This window comes from Ruegeria sp. CDSA221, from assembly GCF_059611825.1.
In genome coordinates this window covers 154,668-171,735 of the sequence record NZ_JBXWPK010000005.1, presented here as the reverse complement: position 1 = coordinate 171,735, position 17,068 = coordinate 154,668, and the positions used below count along the sequence as shown (strand labels likewise).

The 17,068-nt window shown below is 57.9% G+C and carries 13 protein-coding genes; 10 read left to right on the top strand and 3 right to left on the bottom strand.

The genetic code is table 11. The annotated features are described in order from the left end of the window. Nucleotides 1-120: 120 nt before the first annotated feature. A complete protein-coding gene (locus AC2FJ5_RS09765) occupies nt 121-1,908 on the bottom strand; it encodes a sensor domain-containing diguanylate cyclase (RefSeq protein WP_496793358.1) in 1,788 nt (595 codons plus the stop codon). A 181-nt stretch (nt 1,909-2,089) separates the two neighbouring features. On the opposite strand from AC2FJ5_RS09765, the gene AC2FJ5_RS09760 reads away from it, so the two are divergent. Further along, nucleotides 2,090-4,486 (top strand): ATP-dependent helicase, encoded by a 2,397-nt coding sequence (locus AC2FJ5_RS09760; protein ID WP_496793239.1) that lies wholly within the window; start codon nt 2,090-2,092, stop codon nt 4,484-4,486. A 394-nt stretch (nt 4,487-4,880) separates the two neighbouring features. Here AC2FJ5_RS09760 and AC2FJ5_RS09755 read toward each other — a convergent pair whose 3' ends face one another. Continuing rightward, nucleotides 4,881-5,105, bottom strand: coding sequence for a DUF1127 domain-containing protein (locus tag AC2FJ5_RS09755; RefSeq protein WP_142635057.1), 225 nt, complete (start codon nt 5,103-5,105; stop codon nt 4,881-4,883). A 917-nt stretch (nt 5,106-6,022) separates the two neighbouring features. On the opposite strand from AC2FJ5_RS09755, the gene mraZ reads away from it, so the two are divergent. The 9 genes from mraZ (at nt 6,023) to AC2FJ5_RS09710 (ending at nt 15,665) form a co-directional block, all read left to right on the top strand. Then, the gene (mraZ, locus tag AC2FJ5_RS09750) at nt 6,023-6,490 is read left to right on the top strand and encodes a division/cell wall cluster transcriptional repressor MraZ (RefSeq protein WP_246097158.1); all 468 of its coding nucleotides are present in this window, start codon (nt 6,023-6,025) and stop codon (nt 6,488-6,490) included. Between the two features lie 4 nt (nt 6,491-6,494). Further along, on the top strand, nt 6,495-7,487 hold the full coding sequence (gene rsmH / locus AC2FJ5_RS09745; protein ID WP_496793356.1) for a 16S rRNA (cytosine(1402)-N(4))-methyltransferase RsmH: 993 nt from the start codon (nt 6,495-6,497) through the stop codon (nt 7,485-7,487). Next, nucleotides 7,484-7,852: a cell division protein FtsL gene (ftsL, locus tag AC2FJ5_RS09740; RefSeq protein WP_142635053.1), complete on the top strand. Its 369-nt coding sequence runs from the start codon at nt 7,484-7,486 to the stop codon at nt 7,850-7,852. The genes rsmH and ftsL overlap by 4 nt, the downstream gene beginning before the upstream one ends. After that, complete coding sequence (locus tag AC2FJ5_RS09735; RefSeq protein ID WP_496793237.1) at nt 7,849-9,636, top strand: peptidoglycan D,D-transpeptidase FtsI family protein; 1,788 nt, start codon at nt 7,849-7,851, stop codon at nt 9,634-9,636. The genes ftsL and AC2FJ5_RS09735 overlap by 4 nt, the downstream gene beginning before the upstream one ends. A gap of 21 nt (nt 9,637-9,657) precedes the next feature. Then, on the top strand, nt 9,658-11,139 hold the full coding sequence (locus AC2FJ5_RS09730) for a UDP-N-acetylmuramoyl-L-alanyl-D-glutamate--2,6-diaminopimelate ligase (protein ID WP_496690903.1): 1,482 nt from the start codon (nt 9,658-9,660) through the stop codon (nt 11,137-11,139). After that, on the top strand, nt 11,136-12,530 hold the full coding sequence (locus AC2FJ5_RS09725; protein ID WP_496793236.1) for a UDP-N-acetylmuramoyl-tripeptide--D-alanyl-D-alanine ligase: 1,395 nt from the start codon (nt 11,136-11,138) through the stop codon (nt 12,528-12,530). Before AC2FJ5_RS09730 ends, AC2FJ5_RS09725 begins: the two co-directional genes overlap by 4 nt. A 24-nt stretch (nt 12,531-12,554) precedes the next feature. Continuing rightward, entirely contained in the window at nt 12,555-13,637 is a 1,083-nt protein-coding gene (gene mraY, locus AC2FJ5_RS09720; protein WP_282021459.1) for a phospho-N-acetylmuramoyl-pentapeptide-transferase, read from the top strand. 147 nt (nt 13,638-13,784) lie between these two features. Beyond that, nucleotides 13,785-15,179, top strand: a complete 1,395-nt coding sequence (gene murD, locus AC2FJ5_RS09715) for a UDP-N-acetylmuramoyl-L-alanine--D-glutamate ligase (RefSeq protein ID WP_496793235.1) — start codon at nt 13,785-13,787, stop codon at nt 15,177-15,179. Nucleotides 15,180-15,290: 111 nt separating this feature from the next. Next, nucleotides 15,291-15,665 (top strand): glycine zipper family protein, encoded by a 375-nt coding sequence (locus tag AC2FJ5_RS09710; RefSeq protein WP_246097157.1) that lies wholly within the window; start codon nt 15,291-15,293, stop codon nt 15,663-15,665. A gap of 22 nt (nt 15,666-15,687) precedes the next feature. On the opposite strand, the gene AC2FJ5_RS09705 is transcribed toward AC2FJ5_RS09710, so the two are convergent. Beyond that, nucleotides 15,688-16,869 carry a BaiN/RdsA family NAD(P)/FAD-dependent oxidoreductase gene (locus AC2FJ5_RS09705; protein ID WP_496793233.1) on the bottom strand — a complete coding sequence of 394 codons (1,182 nt, stop codon included), beginning with the start codon at nt 16,867-16,869 and terminating at the stop codon, nt 15,688-15,690. Nucleotides 16,870-17,068: the final 199 nt, after the last annotated feature.

Here is a 17,068-nt window from a genome sequence, read left to right as displayed (position 1 = left end):
TTGGCAAGATCGCGATGTGGCCAAGATCTTGGAGAAAGCTAACAAGTATAGAAGTGGCTACCTTGCCCGCGCAGTCAGGCGCCGGGTAACTGGAGTTTTTGCTAAGTATTAGCTAGAGCTTCACGCCGCCGCGACTGGGCCTGAAGTCCGAACCTTTTGGCCGTTGCTATCAGCGGACCCGGTTTCGGTTGGCGTTCCCTTGGCGACTTGCACCTGATTGCGTCCTTTGTCTTTTGCCATATACAGCGCGTCATCGGCGGCGCGCATCAAATCTTGCGGCATGGTTCCATGCGCCGGGTAATGCGATACACCAACCGAAATCGTTATTCGCGGCAGCGACTTGTCACCGTATCGGACCGAGACCGCTTCGACCGACTGCCGTAATTTCTCGGCACGGCTCACCGCGTCATCCGGGGTGTTGTCCGGCAAGATCAGCATGAATTCCTCACCACCAATACGGCAGGCAACCTCGTCCCGGTCACAGCCCTGTTCCAAGGCGGCTCCGACTGCGCGCAGCACCATGTCGCCTGCATCATGGCCATGAGTGTCGTTGAACTTCTTGAAATGATCGACATCAACGGCGATCAGGCTCAGCGGTACACCGGTCTGTTGACTGCGTGAAATAGACTTGCGCAGGGTTTCCGTCATATGACGACGGTTGAACAGTCCGGTCAAAGGATCACGCACGGACTGGTCGTGCAGCTGATCGCGCATCCTCACATTTGCAATGGCCATGCTGATCTGTTCAGCGCAGAGCTGCGCCAGTTTCCTGCTGACGTGAAACTCTTCTTCGCAGTTTTCATGTGCCCGAAGATGCAACAATCCAACCGTCTCGCCATGAGCCAGAATCGGAAAGCAGAAATATTGGCGCCCGTCATGCGGTTCAGCATGCTCGCAGATGAAATCAATCTCGGAGGCGCCGAATTCATAGGTACGCCCCCGGCGCAGACCCCAGCACCCCTCGGGGTGGATATGCGCTTTATGGGTGCCGCCGTTCCAGCTGGCACATCCATCCAGCACATCGCGCGAGTTCGAGTAGACGTAAACGCTGCCCTCTGCTTCGGGCAGGATATGGGTCATAAAACGTGAGACCATGTCGAACAGCTCATCCAGAGAACGGCTGGATTGCAGCCACTCGTTCAGCTCTCCCAGCAGCCGCACCTCACGCGCCAGCCGCAACTGGTCAGCCATCAGATCACGCTCTTTCTCGGATTGTTTGTGCAAAGAGCGCAGTTGCGCCCGGTTGGTCCTGTAGGTCACCAATGACACCATCGCCAGCGCCAACAGGGCCACACCGCTTAGAACGATCAGCGAAATTCTCAGCCGGGTTATGAAGGTCGCCCGCAAATCCGAGATATCGGTAAAAAACTCTATCGCACCGATGAAGCGACCGTTTTTTGTAACCGGCATAAAGACTTTGACTATGTGATGCGCACTGGAGTTCTGAATGTTGCCTGTGTGCAAGTCCAGGCCGTCAATCTCGGATAGGGGCACAACCTCTTGTAAATAGTACACCATTCCCCGGGCAACATCGGCGCGAAAGAACGCGCTGTCTTCGCGCAGGCCGACCTCACCTTGACGAGTGGACCAGACCACGCGTCCACTCGTGTCGAACAACCTGAACCGGTAGACATCCGATGCTTCGGGCATCGAAGTCAGAAACTCTGCGTCATGCCCGTCTATATGGCCGGTTCGCAGCGTTGTTTCGGGGTCTTCAAGGTGCAAAACAACCCTGCGTTTCCACAATTCTGACTGCTTGAGGATATCTGTCCGCAGCATCCGTTCCACCAAGGGCGCAGGGAGCCTATAGACACCCCAGCCCGCTCCAATGGCGAGGCTGATCAGCAATAGGGTGATCCCGGTCCATTTGAGTCGATGATTGATCGCCCCCCGCTCAGCCAATGCCATATCCATATGCTCCCAAACCTTTGAGCCAAGCATCTGACCTAAGGCTTTACAGAGAGTTAATGGCATCAGTCGAACACCGCTTCATTTGGTTAGAATTGAACGCAAGGAAAATCTTAAAAGCTTGTGAACAAGCCGTGAACAAAGCCTTTCCCTTTGCGCCCATCCGGCGTAGTTTGAGAGTATGAGCAGTTTTGACGAAATGGACGCCTTCGAGGGCGCATCGCTGTCGGCGCGGGCGATGCCTGCGGTGGCTGCCGACTATTTGAACGACCTCAACCCGGCACAGCGCGAAGCGGTCGAGCGGCTGGACGGTCCGGTTTTGATGCTGGCAGGTGCCGGCACGGGCAAGACCAAGGCACTGACCGCGCGGATCACCCATCTGCTCAGATCGCATCGGGTACGCGAGAACGAGATTTTGGCCGTGACCTTCACCAACAAGGCCGCGCGCGAGATGAAAGAACGGGTCGGGCGCATGCTGGGCCGACCTGCCGAAGGGATGCCGTGGCTGGGAACGTTCCACGCGATCTGCGTCAAACTGTTGCGCCGCCATGCCGAACTGGCGGGCCTCAAGTCGAATTTTACCATTTTGGATACGGATGACCAAAAGCGCTTGCTCAAGCAACTGACTCAGGCAGCCAATATCGACGACAAACGCTGGCCTGCGCGGATGCTGGCCGGGATCATTGATGACTGGAAAAACCGCGCGCTAACACCAGATAGAGTGCCTGCTGCGGATGCCGGAGCTTATAATAACAAAGGCATTGAGCTTTATGCCCAATACCAGACCCGCCTGCGTGAGCTGAATGCGGTGGATTTCGGCGATCTGCTGTTGCACGTGGTGACGATCTTTCAAACCCACCCGGATGTGCTGGAGCAATACCAACGCTGGTTCCGCTACATCCTTGTCGACGAGTATCAGGATACCAATGTCGCCCAATATCTCTGGCTGCGTCTGCTGGCCGGGGGGCATAAGAATATCTGCTGTGTTGGCGATGACGATCAGTCGATCTATGGCTGGCGCGGGGCTGAGGTGGGTAACATCCTGCGGTTTGAAAAGGATTTCCCCGGCGCTTTCGTGGTGCGGTTGGAGCAGAACTATCGCTCGACCCCGCATATTCTGGCGGCGGCTTCGAACGTTATTCGGGGCAATGAAAGCCGGTTGGGCAAAGAGCTTTGGACCGACAGAGAAGAGGGTGAAAAGGTTCGCCTGATTGGACATTGGGATGGTGAGGAAGAGGCGCGTTGGATCGGAGAAGAGATCGACGCGATGCAGGGCGGGACGCGTGGCGTGCGCCCGATGAACTTGGACGAAATGGCTATCCTCGTGCGCGCGTCGCACCAGATGCGCGCGTTCGAGGATAGGTTTCTGACCATTGGGATGCCCTACAAGGTGATTGGCGGGCCGCGGTTTTATGAGCGGATGGAGATTCGCGATGCCATGGCCTATTTCCGGCTGGTGGTCAGCCCCGAGGATGATTTGGCGTTTGAGAGGATCGTTAACACGCCCAAGCGCGGCCTTGGTGACAAGGCGCAGCAGACCATTCAGGTGGTGGCGCGTGAAAACGGGGTGTCCCTGGTCGAAGGGGCGCGGATCGTGGTCGAACAGGGGCTGATCAAGGGCAAGGGTGGCAAGGCGCTGCGCGAGTTGACCGACGGGCTGGCTCGGTGGAATGCGATGACACGCGGACCACGGATCGAAGTGGATGATGACACCGTCATTGATGACGGGGTGTCTCCGATCCGCTATGGCGCGCCCGAGCACACGCATATCGAACTGGCGCAGATCGTGCTGGACGAGTCCGGCTATACCGCCCATTGGCAGAATGAGAAAACGCCCGAGGCGCCGGGGCGGCTGGAAAACCTCAAGGAACTGGTCAACCAGTTGGACAATTTCGAGAACCTGCAAGGGTTTTTGGAACATGTCAGCCTAGTCATGGACAATGAAAAGGAAACGGATGGGGCAAAGGTCTCGATCATGACTCTGCATGCGGCCAAGGGGCTGGAGTTTCCCGCCGTGTTCCTGCCGGGTTGGGAGGACGGGTTGTTCCCGTCGCAGCGGTCGATGGACGAAACCGGAATTAAGGGGCTCGAAGAGGAACGGCGTCTAGCCTATGTGGGCATCACCCGTGCCGAAGAGGTCTGTACGATTTCCTTTGCCGCCAACCGCCGGGTGTTCGGGCAATGGCAGAATTCGATGCCATCACGGTTTATTGACGAACTGCCCGAGGAGCATGTCGAGGTTCTGACGCCTCCGGGGCTCTATGGCGGGGGGCAGCCGTCGGCCGGGATCGAAACCCGCGCGGCTGAGGCAAATGTCTATAACTCACCCGGCTGGAAACGGCTGCAGGCGCGGCAGGGACAATATGGCATGTCGCAACCGCGCGAAACCCGCAACACGGTGATCGACGCAACCGCGGTGGCAAGTTTCACACTGGGTGAACGGGTGTTTCACAAGAAATTCGGCTATGGCGCTGTGGAGGGCATCGAGGGCGACAAGGTTGAGGTCGCGTTCGACAAGGCGGGCACCAAGAAGGTTGTTGCCCAGTATCTTTTTCCGAAGGACGACGTTCCGTTTTAACCAAAAGGAATGCGCCTGACGGCGCATGCTCAATGTTTTGAAAGGCGCCTGGGTGGGCGCCTTTTTCTTTGGGGGAAACGAAAAACGGCGGTTCCCAGGGAGGAGGAAGGAAACCGCCGTTCTTTTCAACACCAAGGCAGGGAGGAGGAGAGCCCCGATGTATCCGAACCCGGGTTTGATCCCGGTATGAGGAAGACGCGGCGACGTCAGGGAGGAGGAGAGACGTCGCCGCGTACTTTCAACATCAGGGCAGGGAGGAGGAGAGCCCCGATGTATCTGCTTCCGGCGTTCAGGGCCGGTATAAAGGGCGGCAACGTCAGGGAGGAGGAGAGACGTTGCCGCAGATTACAGACCCAAGGGAGGAGTAGGGTCTGATCTCTGTATTGCTGTGCGCTTAACGCGCGAATTGTTCTTCTGCGGCCTGCATTGCCAGCCGACGGATCATTGAGCGGTGCAGGCCCAGATCGGCCAACTCGCGATCGGACAGCTCGGACAGTTCGTTAACCGTCTGGCGGTAGGCCCGATAGCGTGCAAACCGGGTCTTTGCGGTTTCGATCATCGAAGCCAGGCCGAATGCCGGAGCGCTTCTCAGAGCGGTTTGTTGTGTTGCTACACCCATCTGCGTAACCCGTTTCGTATGTTGGTGCCGAAGTGTTTCGGCGTTTGCTTGAGGATGAAAATAAGCAAATGCTGCGATTGCACAATGGTTGACGTCGTCAATGCTGCTATGCAGCAAATGCATGGATATCAAAGAGTTGAATGTTGGCAATCGAATATGCCTTAAAAATATGGGTTTGAGTTGCGCCAAGGGTGTCGCTTCTAATGCGGTTCCACTGAAAACCATAGGATCGTGACGTAAGGTCCGATTGCTTCGGTACGGTTATCGAAGAAGCCGAATGGCTGTGGTCGTGCGTATATGGGAAATCGTGGGTTCAGGTGGTTTTTAGTAACTTGGGAGTGCGTGGGAACCGAGCCACCTTTGTTGATTCGTAGTTTGGAATGGAGGATTTGCTGGCTCTATCTACAGGGAATCGATGAAAGTGAAAAAAGTTGGGAATTCATGGGACGCTTATAATTTCTCTGATTTGTCTATATATGGTTGCTTTTAGGTGGTTGTGTTCTAATTCTGGTGTGTAAATAGAGTTTCCATTCATTTTCTTATCGAGTACATTGTGAATTGGGACGTGAATGTGAGAAATTTTCTGTTGATTTCCATGAATTCCCATGTCATCCCTTAGTTATCCGATGAGGACGAGGCACATGGGGCGCTAAACGACCCCGAACCAATAAAATCAGGTTTCATACAGGCATCTCGCTTTCATCAATCAAGAGATCCGGCGCGCGGGCGAGCAGACATCCCCCCAGGTGGCGCGCGCAGCTGGACATCCCGCAAAGCGGGTCAATGCGGCGGGTTGATCAGTGGCAGCAGATCAACCCGCCGTTTTAATTCTGGGGGGAGTGAGAATTTCAAGTGGGGCGCAAGCGAAAGGGACAGTCGTCTTGGCGCGCAGGTTTAGAGGTGAAAGCCACCATAAGGTGGACACGAAGGGCAGGGTCTCGATCCCGGCCTCGTTTCGCCGTGTGCTTGAAGCTTCTGATCCCAACTGGCAGCCCGGTGACAATCCCGAACTTGTAATTGTTTATGGCGACCACCGGCGCAAATTCCTTGAATGCTATACCATGCAGGCGATTGACGAAGTTGACGCCAAGATTGATGCGCTTCCACGGGGTTCAATGCAGCGGAAGACATTGCAGCGCATGTTCCACGGACAATCCTTTCCGACAAACGTGGATGAGACCGGGCGTCTGGTTCTACCCGCCAAGCTGCGCAGCAAGATTGACCTAGAGGGTGAAGCCTTCTTTATTGCCGCTGGGGACACGTTCCAGATCTGGAAGCCTGAAACCTACGAGTCTGATGAATTGGCGGCGGCCGAAGAATGGCTGGATGATCAGCCCGAAGATTTTGACCCTCTGGTGTTCCTAGATGGCGTCGGGGACGCGTGACGGCATGGCCGGTGCGCAACCCTCTTCTGACAAACCACATATTCCGGTATTATTGCGCCCTTTGCTGGCTGCGGTCTCTCCGGTGTCGGGTGTTTGGTTGGACGGAACCTTTGGTGCCGGGGGATATACCCGTGGCCTGCTCGAGGCAGGCGCGGACAAGGTCGTCGGCGTTGATCGTGATCCGCTGGCCTTTGAAATGGCTACGGACTGGGCCAAGGGTTATGGCGATCGGCTGGTGATGCAGCCCGGCGTCTTTTCGCGTCTGGACGAATACGCGCAGGACTTGGACGGGGTGGTGCTGGACCTTGGGGTTTCCTCCATGCAGCTGGATTTGGCCGAGCGTGGCTTTTCCTTTATGAAGGACGGCCCGCTGGACATGCGTATGAGCCAGGACGGCGAAAGCGCGGCTGATCTGGTCAACACCGCAAGCGAAGCGCAGCTCGCCGACATCCTGTTTCACTATGGTGAAGAACGCGCCAGCAGGCGAATTGCCAGGGCTATCGTCAAGGCGCGGGCTGAAGAGCCGATCACAACCACCTTGCGGTTGGTGGGGCTGATCGAATCCTGCCTGCCCCGGCCAAAACCCGGCCAATCGCATCCAGCCACACGCAGTTTTCAGGGGCTGCGCATCGCGGTGAATGCTGAATATGAAGAATTGTTCCAGGGCCTCATGGCCGCTGAACGCGCGCTGAAACCGGGTGGGCAGCTGGCTGTTGTTACGTTTCATTCGATCGAAGACCGCATGGTCAAGCGGTTCTTTCAGTCGCGGGCGGGCAAAACCGGCCGGGCCAATCGCTATGCGCCCGAAATTGAGCAGGACCTGCCGCAATTTACGCTTAAAACCCGTAAGGCGGTGGGGCCGGACGATCAGGAATTGCAGGAAAATCCGCGTTCGCGCTCAGCCAAGCTGCGTGTTGCGGTGCGCACCGAGGCTCCGGCAGGGGAAATTGAAGCCCGCGCCATTGGGATGCCGCAACTAGGGGGAAGGGCAAAATGAAGAGTGTATTGTATGTGTTGACTGCCTTGGCCGTGTTCGGGGTGGCCCTTTGGGCGTATCAAGAGAACTACCGCACCCAGCAAGTTGTGAAAGAAACGCAAACACTGCAACGAGAGATCGGCGTGGCGCAGGTCCGACTGGCCGTTCTGAATGCGGAATGGGCTTATTTGAACCGTCCTGATCGTCTTCGAGAGCTGGCGGATCTGAATTTTGAACGTCTCGGCCTGCTGCCCTTGCGAGCAGAGCAGTTCGGACGCGCGGATCAGGTTGCCTATGCCGAGGATCCGGATCTTCCGATTGTCGATCCCATCGAATTGCAGGCGATAACCAACATTAAGGCGTTGGGAGAGGTGCAGTTCCCATGACGCGCACGCCCCTCCGCCCTCTGGCCCGTGTCCTGGATGCGCGCGCACGCGGTGACAACCCCAAGGTTATCGAGCGCGAAAACATCCAGAAGCGCCACGAAGATATGAAGGACAGAGCCCGCGCTCGGGCCGAGGGCCGTTTGCTGGTGCTGGGTCTTTTCTTCTTTTGCGCCTTCTCGGTGGTTGGTGTTCGGATGGGGATGCTTGCGACATCCGAGGCGCAAGAGCCCTTGGCCAACGCTCCCGGTGCCACAATCGCGATGCAGCGCGCCAATATTGTTGACCGCGAAGGGCGCATTCTGGCGACCAACCTGGACACCTATTCCGTCTATGCCCAGCCGCCGTTGATGATCGATCCGATTGCCGCCGCGGATCAACTGGTGGCAATCTTCCCGGATTTGGAAAAAGACCGTCTGATCAAGGATTTCACTGGCAACCGCAAGTTCCTGTGGATCAAAAAGCGTATCTCGCCCGAGCAGAAGCAAGCCGTGCATGACATCGGTGATCCAGGTATTCTGTTTGGCCCCCGCGAAATGCGCCTTTACCCGAATGGCAAGCTGGCAGCACATATCCTTGGCGGGTCAGGTTTTGGGCGTGAAGGAGTGAGCGCTGCCGAGGTGATAGGCGTGGCCGGGATTGAAAAGCAGTTTGACGATTATCTGCGGGACCCTGCCAACGGAAACAAGCCGCTGCAACTCTCGCTGGATCTGACTGTACAGGCCGCTGTCGAACAGGTGCTTTTTGGTGGCATGAAGATCATGAACGCCAAAGGCGCCTCAGCCGTTTTGATGGATGCGCATACGGGCGAGGTCATCTCGGCGGCGTCGCTGCCATCCTTTGATCCTAATGATCGCCCGCGCCCCCCGACGTCGGGGTTTGACCCTTCGGACAGCCCCTTGTTCAACCGCTATGTGCAGGGCGTGTACGAGTTGGGATCGGTGTTCAAGATATTCACCGCCGCGCAGGCAATTCAGCTTGGTCTGGTGAATTCTGAAACGATCATCGACACCTCGGGTCCGATGAAAATCGGTCGTTTTCCGATTGGTGAGTTCAACGGCAAGAATTACGGCAAGATCAGCGTGGCGGATGTGATCGTCCACAGCTCGAACCGGGGTACTGGGCGTCTGGCGCTGCAAATTGGCGCGCAGCGGCAACAGGAATTCCTGCGTTCGCTGGGCATGTTCGAACCCACCCCGTTCGAGATTGTCGAAGCAAAAGGTGGCGAACCGCTCAAGCCCAAGAAATGGGGTGAGCTGAGCACCGTGACCATTTCTTATGGCCATGGCTTGTCGACCAGCCCGATGCATCTGGCTGCGGGGTATGCGGCGATTGCCAATGGCGGATACTATGTCAGCCCGACCATTTTGCGCCGGAGCGGGTCACAATATGGCCCGCGCGTGATGTCTCTGGGGGCTGCGACGCAGGCACAGAAGATGCTGCGCAAGGTTGTCACCGATGGCACGGCCAGCTTTGGCGATGTCGCCGGGTATGACGTGGCGGGCAAAACCGGTACCGCAGACAAACCCAAGCCGCGCGGCGGGTATTATGATGACAAGGTCATTGCCACATTCGCCACGATCTTCCCGGCTTATGATCCGAAATACGTGCTGATCGTCACGCTGGATGAACCGTCCATCGTGGCCTATGGCGAAAAGCGCCGGACGGCGGGGTGGACAGCCGTCCCTGTGGCCGCGGAATTGATCGGACGGATTGCCCCACTGCTGGGCCTGCGTCCCCGGCTTGAGCCTGAGGCGCGCGCTGCTATAACGCTGACCTCGAATTAGGCGTCCGGCGAAAGGTGGGTCATGGGCACTAGGACTAAGAAACTCAGCCAACTGGCCCTGACTGCGCGCGCAGGTGCGAACCCCGACATCACCGGGTTGGCCGTTGATAGCCGCGAGGTCAAAGACGGTTATCTGTTTGCGGCACTTCCGGGAACGCGGGTCCATGGCGCAGAGTTCATTCAATATGCTCTGCGCATGGGGGCCGCCGCAATCCTCACCGATGCCGAAGGGGCCGAGGTCGCAGCGGGCGTGCTTGCGGGGACGGATGCCGCGCTGGTGGTGGTTGAAGACCCAAGGCAGGCGCTGGCAGGATGCGCAGCACTGTGGTTCGGAAAGCAGCCTCAGACCATCGTGGCTGTGACGGGGACCAATGGTAAAACCTCTGTCGCGACCTTTGTCCGCCAAATCTGGATGGAACTGGGTCATGCCGCCGTCAACCTGGGCACAACCGGGGTCGAAGGCGCATGGACGGCCCCTTTGGCGCATACAACGCCCGAACCGATCACCCTGCATCGGTGTTTGGCCGAGGCGGCTGAGAATGGCGTGACGCATGCGGCGATGGAGGCATCCTCGCATGGTCTCGAGCAGCGCCGCCTCGACGGGGTACAGTTGGCGGCAGCGGGTTTCTCGAATTTCACCCAGGATCATCTGGATTATCACGAAACCTTCGAGGCGTATTTTGCCGCCAAAGCAGGACTTTTCGACCGCGTGTTGCCTCAGGACGGCACGGTTGTGGTCAACATGAGCGATCCAAAGGGTGGGCAGGTTCGTCGTATCGCTGAAACCCGTGGACAAAATGTGCTGACCGTTGGATTGGGTGATGCAGATCTGTGTCTGCTCAATCAGCGCTTTGATGCAACCGGGCAGGATCTGCGGTTTTCGTGGCAGGGTAAGGTTTATCAGACCCGATTGAACCTGATCGGTGGGTTCCAGGCTGAAAACATCCTGCTGGCATGTGGGCTGGTGATCGCTGGTGGCGAAGATCCCACGCGTGTTTTCGAGACCCTGCCGCATCTGACGACGGTCCGGGGACGGATGCAACTGGCTGCGACGCGTGAAAACGGGGCTGCTGTGTTTGTCGATTACGCCCATACGCCAGATGCTGTGGCCACGGCACTCAAGGCTTTGCGCCCTCATGTAATGGGCCGGCTGATTGCCGTCATCGGTGCCGGCGGAGATCGTGATGCGACCAAGCGCCCGCTGATGGGCAAGGCTGCGACCAATAACGCTGATGTGGTATTTGTCACCGACGACAATCCCCGCACCGAAGACCCGGCCACCATTCGTACTGCGGTGATGCTGGGCGCGCCCGAGGCGACCGAGGTGGGTGATCGTGCCGAAGCCATCCTGCGCGGCATAGATGCCCTGCAACCGGGTGATGCGCTGCTGATCGCCGGTAAAGGGCACGAGACAGGCCAGATCGTGGGCGATCAGGTTTTACCTTTCGACGACGTAGAACAGGCCAGCATCAGCGTGGCCGCCCTCGACGGGAGGGTGGCATGACGCTCTGGACTGCGGCCGAGGCCGCTGCGGCCACGGGTGGGCGTGCCACTGCTGATTGGCAAATCAATGGCGTATCCATCGACACCCGGACACTGCAGTCCGGCGACTTGTTTGTTGCTCTCAAAGCGGCACGCGACGGCCACGATTTTGTGGCGCAAGCTCTTGAGAAGGGCGCAGGCGCTGCGTTGGTGTCGCGGATTCCCGAAGGTGTTTCCTCGGATGCTCCTTTGTTGATCGTCGAAGATGTGCAGACCGGGCTTGAGGCGCTGGGGCAGGCGGCCCGCGCCCGGACAGAGGCGCGCGTGATTGGCGTGACCGGGAGTGTCGGCAAGACATCGACCAAGGAAATGCTGGCCAATATTCTGGAAACGCAGGGGAAGACCCATGCCAGCGTTGCCAGTTACAACAACCATTGGGGTGTGCCGCTGACGCTTGCCCGGATGCCGCGCGACACTGAATTTGCCGTGATAGAAATCGGGATGAACCACCCCGGAGAGATTGCTCCGCTGGCGCGTCAGGCCCGCCCGCATGTGGCCTTGGTTACCACCGTCGCGGCAGTCCATCTGGAAGCATTCGAGTCCGTCGCAGGTATAGCCCAAGAGAAAGCAGCGATATTTGAAGGGTTACTCCCAGGCGGCGCGGCCATCGTAAATGCGGATATCGAACATGCCGACATCCTGCGCCAATACGCAACTCAGGCTGGGGCAGGGATTGTCGACTTTGGACGCGCTGCGTCAGATTACGTGCTGACCGGAGTTGTGCAGAAACCGGACTCGGTCCATGCAACGGCCAGGGTCGACGGAAAAGCCATCTCCTTTGATGTGCAATCAGCAGGCACTCATTTTGCCATGAATGCACTTGGGGCATTGGCGGCCTGCGTTGAACTTGGTGTCGACCTGAACGAAGCCATCGCAGGCTTGGGCAACTGGTTGCCGGTAAAAGGTCGCGGCTTTCGCGAGCAGATTTCACTGGCGGATGGTGGTCAGGTCGAATTGCTGGACGACAGCTATAACGCCAATCCAACTTCGATGGAGGCTGCCTTGGAAGTTTTGGCCGCCTCACAGGGCAGGCGCCGGGTCGCATTTCTGGGTGATATGAAAGAGCTGGGCGCACAAGAGATCCCCATGCATGCAGCGATGGCAAATGTCGCGGCTATGACGCAGATGGATCAGGTTCACTGCATTGGCCCGCTTATGAAAGCGCTTTACGATGCGTTGCCAGCGGAAAAGCGCGGACTTTGGTTTGAGACCAGCGTTGAGATGGCTGAACGGCTGCCAGAGCTGATCTGCGCAGGCGACACTGTTCTTGCCAAAGGATCACTCAGCATGGCGCTGGCGCGAATTGTTGACGGTTTGCGGGAAATGGGGCAAGGGGACGCGCTTGAGCCATGATCGCCGCACGGGAAAGGTATTGATATGCTCTATTGGTTGACCGGCCTGTCGGACGGAGGGGATTTTTTCAATCTCTTCCGGTACATCACGTTCCGGGCGGGCGGTGCCTTTATGACAGCGCTGATTTTCGGGTTTATCTTTGGCAAACCGCTGATCAATGTTCTGCGCCGCAAGCAGGGCAAAGGGCAACCGATCCGGGATGATGGCCCCGAGGGGCACTTCTCCAAAGCGGGCACGCCGACCATGGGCGGCTTGCTGATCGTAGGCGCGCTTGTCACATCGACACTGGTTTGGGCACGGTGGGACAACCCCTATGTCTGGATGGTCTTATTCGTGACGCTGGCCTATGCCGCCATTGGGTTTGCAGATGACTATGCCAAGGTCTCCAAGCAAAACACCAAAGGTGTTTCGGGGAAAATGCGGTTAGGACTTGGTGTGGTTATCGCAGTTCTTGCGTCTATTTGGGCCACGATGCACCACCCTGAGGCGCTGCAGAATCAGCTTGCTGTGCCGGTATTCAAAGACACGCTGCTCAATCTGGGGATATTCTACATTCCCTTCGCGATTGTCGTGATCGTTGGGTCAGCAAATGCGGTGAACCTGACCGATGGGCTGGACGGGCTGGCGATCATGCCCGCAATGATCGCCGCATCGACCCTGGGGATTATCGCCTATGCAGTGGGCCGGGTCGACTTCACTGAGTATCTGGATGTGCATTACGTGCCCGGAACCGGCGAAATCTTTATTTTCACCTCGGCCCTGTTCGGTGCTGGCCTTGGGTTTCTATGGTATAACGCGCCGCCTGCGGCCGTGTTCATGGGCGATACTGGATCGCTTGCCTTGGGCGGCGCTTTGGGAGCGATTGCGGTGGCCACCAAACACGAATTGGTGTTGGCTGTCGTCGGAGGTCTGTTCGTGGTCGAAGCGCTGAGCGTGATCATCCAAGTGCTGTATTTCAAACGCACAGGTCGTCGCGTGTTTCTGATGGCCCCGATCCATCATCACTATGAGAAGAAGGGCTGGGCCGAGCCCACCATCGTGATCCGGTTCTGGATCATCTCACTGATCCTGGCGATGATTGGGCTTGCGACGCTGAAGGTCCGGTAGGCTCCCGCCAGGTTCGGAGGACAGCCGGCCCGCCGCCTCCTGTTGGGCCGGGCTCGCGCTGCGCACGAACCTGCTGTCGATCTTGCCAATGGCAGGTTCATCTGTGCAGTGTGTCGGCGCATTTGAAGTCGAAAGAAGGTGGGAAATATGATCCCGGTCAAAGGGTTTTCAGGACAGAAAGTTGCGGTTCTGGGGCTGGGTCGGTCTGGCCTGACCACGGCGCGCGCCTTGCGGGCCGGTAAGGCCGAACCCGTCTGCTGGGATGATAATCCGGCTGCACGCGCGGCGGCCGAAGCCGAAGGGTTCACATGCTGCGATCTAGGCCGTCACGGGGCGTTTGATGATGTCGCCACTCTGATCGTGTCGCCGGGGATCCCCCATCTGTACCCAGAGCCTAACCCGGTTGTGGCGGCCGCGCTTGAGGCCGGGGTACCGGTGGATAACGATATCGGTTTGTTTTTCCGCTCGTTCGCCGGGCCAGAATGGGACAATCTCGATACTCCGCCCCGCGTGGTCGCGGTGACCGGGTCGAACGGGAAATCAACCACCGCCGCACTTATCCATCATATCCTGACCGAAGCTGGCCGTGAGGCACAGCTGGCGGGGAATATCGGCCGAGGCGTATTGGACATTGATCCAGGGGGCAATGGCTCGGTCGTGGTGTTGGAGTTGTCGAGTTATCAGACAGAGCTTGCGCGGTCGCTGACACCTGATGTGGCCGTTTTCACCAATCTGTCACCGGATCATCTGGATCGTCACGGTGGCTTGGGGGGCTATTTCGCCGCCAAGCGCCGTCTGTTTGCCGAAGGTGGCCCTGACCGTGCCGTGATCGGCGTGGATGAAGACGAAGGCGCCTTTCTGGCTGGTCAGCTGGCCGAAGCGCCAACGGATGACCGGGTGATCCGTATCTCGGTTGCCCGCAAGTTGACCGGACCCGGATGGCAGGTATTTGCGCGCAAAGGGTTCCTGTCGGAATATCGCAAGGGGCGACAGGCGGGGTCGATTGACCTGCGCGAGATCAAAGGTCTGCCCGGTGCACACAATCACCAGAATGCCTGTGCCGCCTACGCCGCGTGCCGCGCGTTGGGGTTGGCCCCTCGGATCATTCAGGATGCGTTGCACAGCTATCCGGGCCTGCCGCATCGCAGTCAGATCATCGCCCAAGCGGATGGGGTCACCTATGTGAACGATTCAAAGGCGACCAATGTCGACAGCGCAGTAAAGGCGTTGAACGCGTTCAAGAAGGTCCGCTGGATCTGTGGCGGGCTTGAGAAAGAGGGCGGGTTGTCTGCACTCAACTCAGCCAGTGAACATGTGCTCAAGGCTTATGTGATCGGGCGCGAAGCTGCCGGATTTGCAATGCAGTTACAGGCAGATACCGTGGTTTGCACCACAATGGCAGAAGCCGTTGAACAGGCAATAAACGACGCGCAGTCGGGCGAGACGATTTTGCTGGCCCCCGCCGCAGCCAGTTTTGATCAATATGACAATTTCGAACAACGCGGTGAGGATTTTGCAGAACAGGTTCGTAAACGGCTTTAGGACACGCCATTTGCAATAGATCGCCGGTTGGGCCAAGCTGAGATGCTATCAGCTTGACGCGCCATATTTTTTGGTTTTGCTACCCGTCAAATTCAACACGAGGTTATGACTATGCCATATCGTAAGTTTTCCCTGATCTTGCCTGCCATTCTGATTGCGGGTGCCTGCACCAACACTGGCGCAAACTACCAGCCGATCATCGATGGTCCGGTTGGCCCTAATTACAACGTTGATCTTCAGCAGTGCCAACAGCTTGCGGCATCGCAGGCATCTGTTGATGGCACCACGGCCGGGAATGCAGCCATCGGCGCCGTTGGCGCAGCCGCAGTGACCGGGATCGTACAGGACAGCAGCGATAATCTGGGCCGTGCTGCAGTTGCAGGTGCGTTGGTTGGCGCCGGTGCGGATGTGATCAACAAGAACCAGAACAAAGAAGTGTTGGTGCGTAACTGCATGCGCGGCCGTGGGTACAACGTCGTCGGCTAGTGCCGCGCAAATACCGTGTCGGCTAACCACGGCTGGCGATTGCAGTTCCAGTGGCATAGCCTGAGGACCATGCCCATTGGAAATTGTACCCGCCCAGCCAACCGGTGACATCCACCGCTTCACCTATCGCATAGAGGCCGGGGACATCCCTGGCCTCCATCGTTTTTGACGACAGATCATCGGTGTCGATGCCGCCCAGCGTGACCTCGGCGGTGCGATAGCCTTCGGTCCCGGACGGGGTCAGATGCCAGTTCGACAGGGCCTCGACCAGGTCCGAAAGGGCAGTGTCCGATTGATCAGCCAGATTGCCGGTCATAGGGATCTGCTGGCTGAGGTGATCCACCAGACGCGCGGGCAGGTGTCGGGAAAGTTCAGTAGTCAGGGCTTTGCGTCCGCTGTTTTGGCGCTGATCTCGCAGCAGGTCGAACAGTGGCATATCCTGGATGAGGTTGACCCGGATCGCCTCACCCTCGCGCCAGTATGAGGATAGTTGCAGCGCAGCTGGTCCGCTGAGGCCGCGATGTGTGAAAAGCAAAGCCTCGTCAAAGCTGGTCCGGTCGTTCGACAGCCGCGTCGGCAGCGAGACGCCGGACAACTCGCTGAACTTGCCGTCGGAAAAGGTGAACGGAACCAGCGCCGCACGCGTTTCGGTGAGCGACAGTCCAAACTGCTGCGCAATGTCATAGGCCAGACCCGTCGCCCCCATTTTAGGGATCGACTTGCCACCCGTGGCCAGTACCAGATTGGTGCAGGTCAGGGCATGACGCTGCCCCTCGCGTTCAACCGTCAGCGCGAAACCAGTGTCGGTTTTGCGCAGGTCCTTCATCTCGGTCCTTACCCAGAGCTCGGCCCCGGCGCGCTCTATTTCATCCAGCAACATTTGGATGATCTGTTTCGAGGAACCGTCGCAGAACAGCTGTCCCAGTGTTTTCTCGTGCCAAGCGATGTCATGACGCCCGACCATTTCAATGAAATCCCACTGCGTGTAGCGCGCCAATGCGGACTTACAGAAATGCGGGTTCTGAGACAGGAAGTTGCCCGGCCCCGCGTACATATTGGTGAAATTACACCGCCCGCCGCCCGAGATGCGGATTTTCTCACCCGGCGCCTTCGCGTGGTCGATCACCAGAACGCGCCCAACGCAATGGGCGGCACACATCAAGCCAGCAGCACCGGCGCCCAGGATGATCGTATCATAAGTCATGCGCGGGGGATGGCGTGGAATGGCTGGGATGGCAAGGGGGAGACGTGAAAACGCGCTGCAAACGTCCGTCCGTGACTGTGGCTCCGTCCTCTGATTGGTTTGGGAAAATGGAATGAAATTGGCAGTTGGAACATTTGTGATTTAGGCCGGAATACCATGTGCCAGAATACGCCCGACAAGGAAGCTCAATTTGACGCAC

Bases quoted from the DNA above. Each gene is read 5' to 3' on its own strand.
- AC2FJ5_RS09765 (WP_496793358.1), bottom strand. From the start codon at position 1,908: ATGGCATTGGCTGAGCGGGGGGCGATCAATCATCGACTCAAATGGACC.
- AC2FJ5_RS09760 (WP_496793239.1), top strand. From the start codon at position 2,090: ATGAGCAGTTTTGACGAAATGGACGCCTTCGAGGGCGCATCGCTGTCG.
- AC2FJ5_RS09755 (WP_142635057.1), bottom strand. From the start codon at position 5,105: ATGGGTGTAGCAACACAACAAACCGCTCTGAGAAGCGCTCCGGCATTC.
- rsmH (WP_496793356.1), top strand. From the start codon at position 6,495: ATGGCCGGTGCGCAACCCTCTTCTGACAAACCACATATTCCGGTATTA.
- ftsL (WP_142635053.1), top strand. From the start codon at position 7,484: ATGAAGAGTGTATTGTATGTGTTGACTGCCTTGGCCGTGTTCGGGGTG.
- AC2FJ5_RS09735 (WP_496793237.1), top strand. From the start codon at position 7,849: ATGACGCGCACGCCCCTCCGCCCTCTGGCCCGTGTCCTGGATGCGCGC.
- AC2FJ5_RS09730 (WP_496690903.1), top strand. From the start codon at position 9,658: ATGGGCACTAGGACTAAGAAACTCAGCCAACTGGCCCTGACTGCGCGC.
- AC2FJ5_RS09725 (WP_496793236.1), top strand. From the start codon at position 11,136: ATGACGCTCTGGACTGCGGCCGAGGCCGCTGCGGCCACGGGTGGGCGT.
- mraY (WP_282021459.1), top strand. From the start codon at position 12,555: ATGCTCTATTGGTTGACCGGCCTGTCGGACGGAGGGGATTTTTTCAAT.
- murD (WP_496793235.1), top strand. From the start codon at position 13,785: ATGATCCCGGTCAAAGGGTTTTCAGGACAGAAAGTTGCGGTTCTGGGG.
- AC2FJ5_RS09710 (WP_246097157.1), top strand. From the start codon at position 15,291: ATGCCATATCGTAAGTTTTCCCTGATCTTGCCTGCCATTCTGATTGCG.
- AC2FJ5_RS09705 (WP_496793233.1), bottom strand. From the start codon at position 16,869: ATGACTTATGATACGATCATCCTGGGCGCCGGTGCTGCTGGCTTGATG.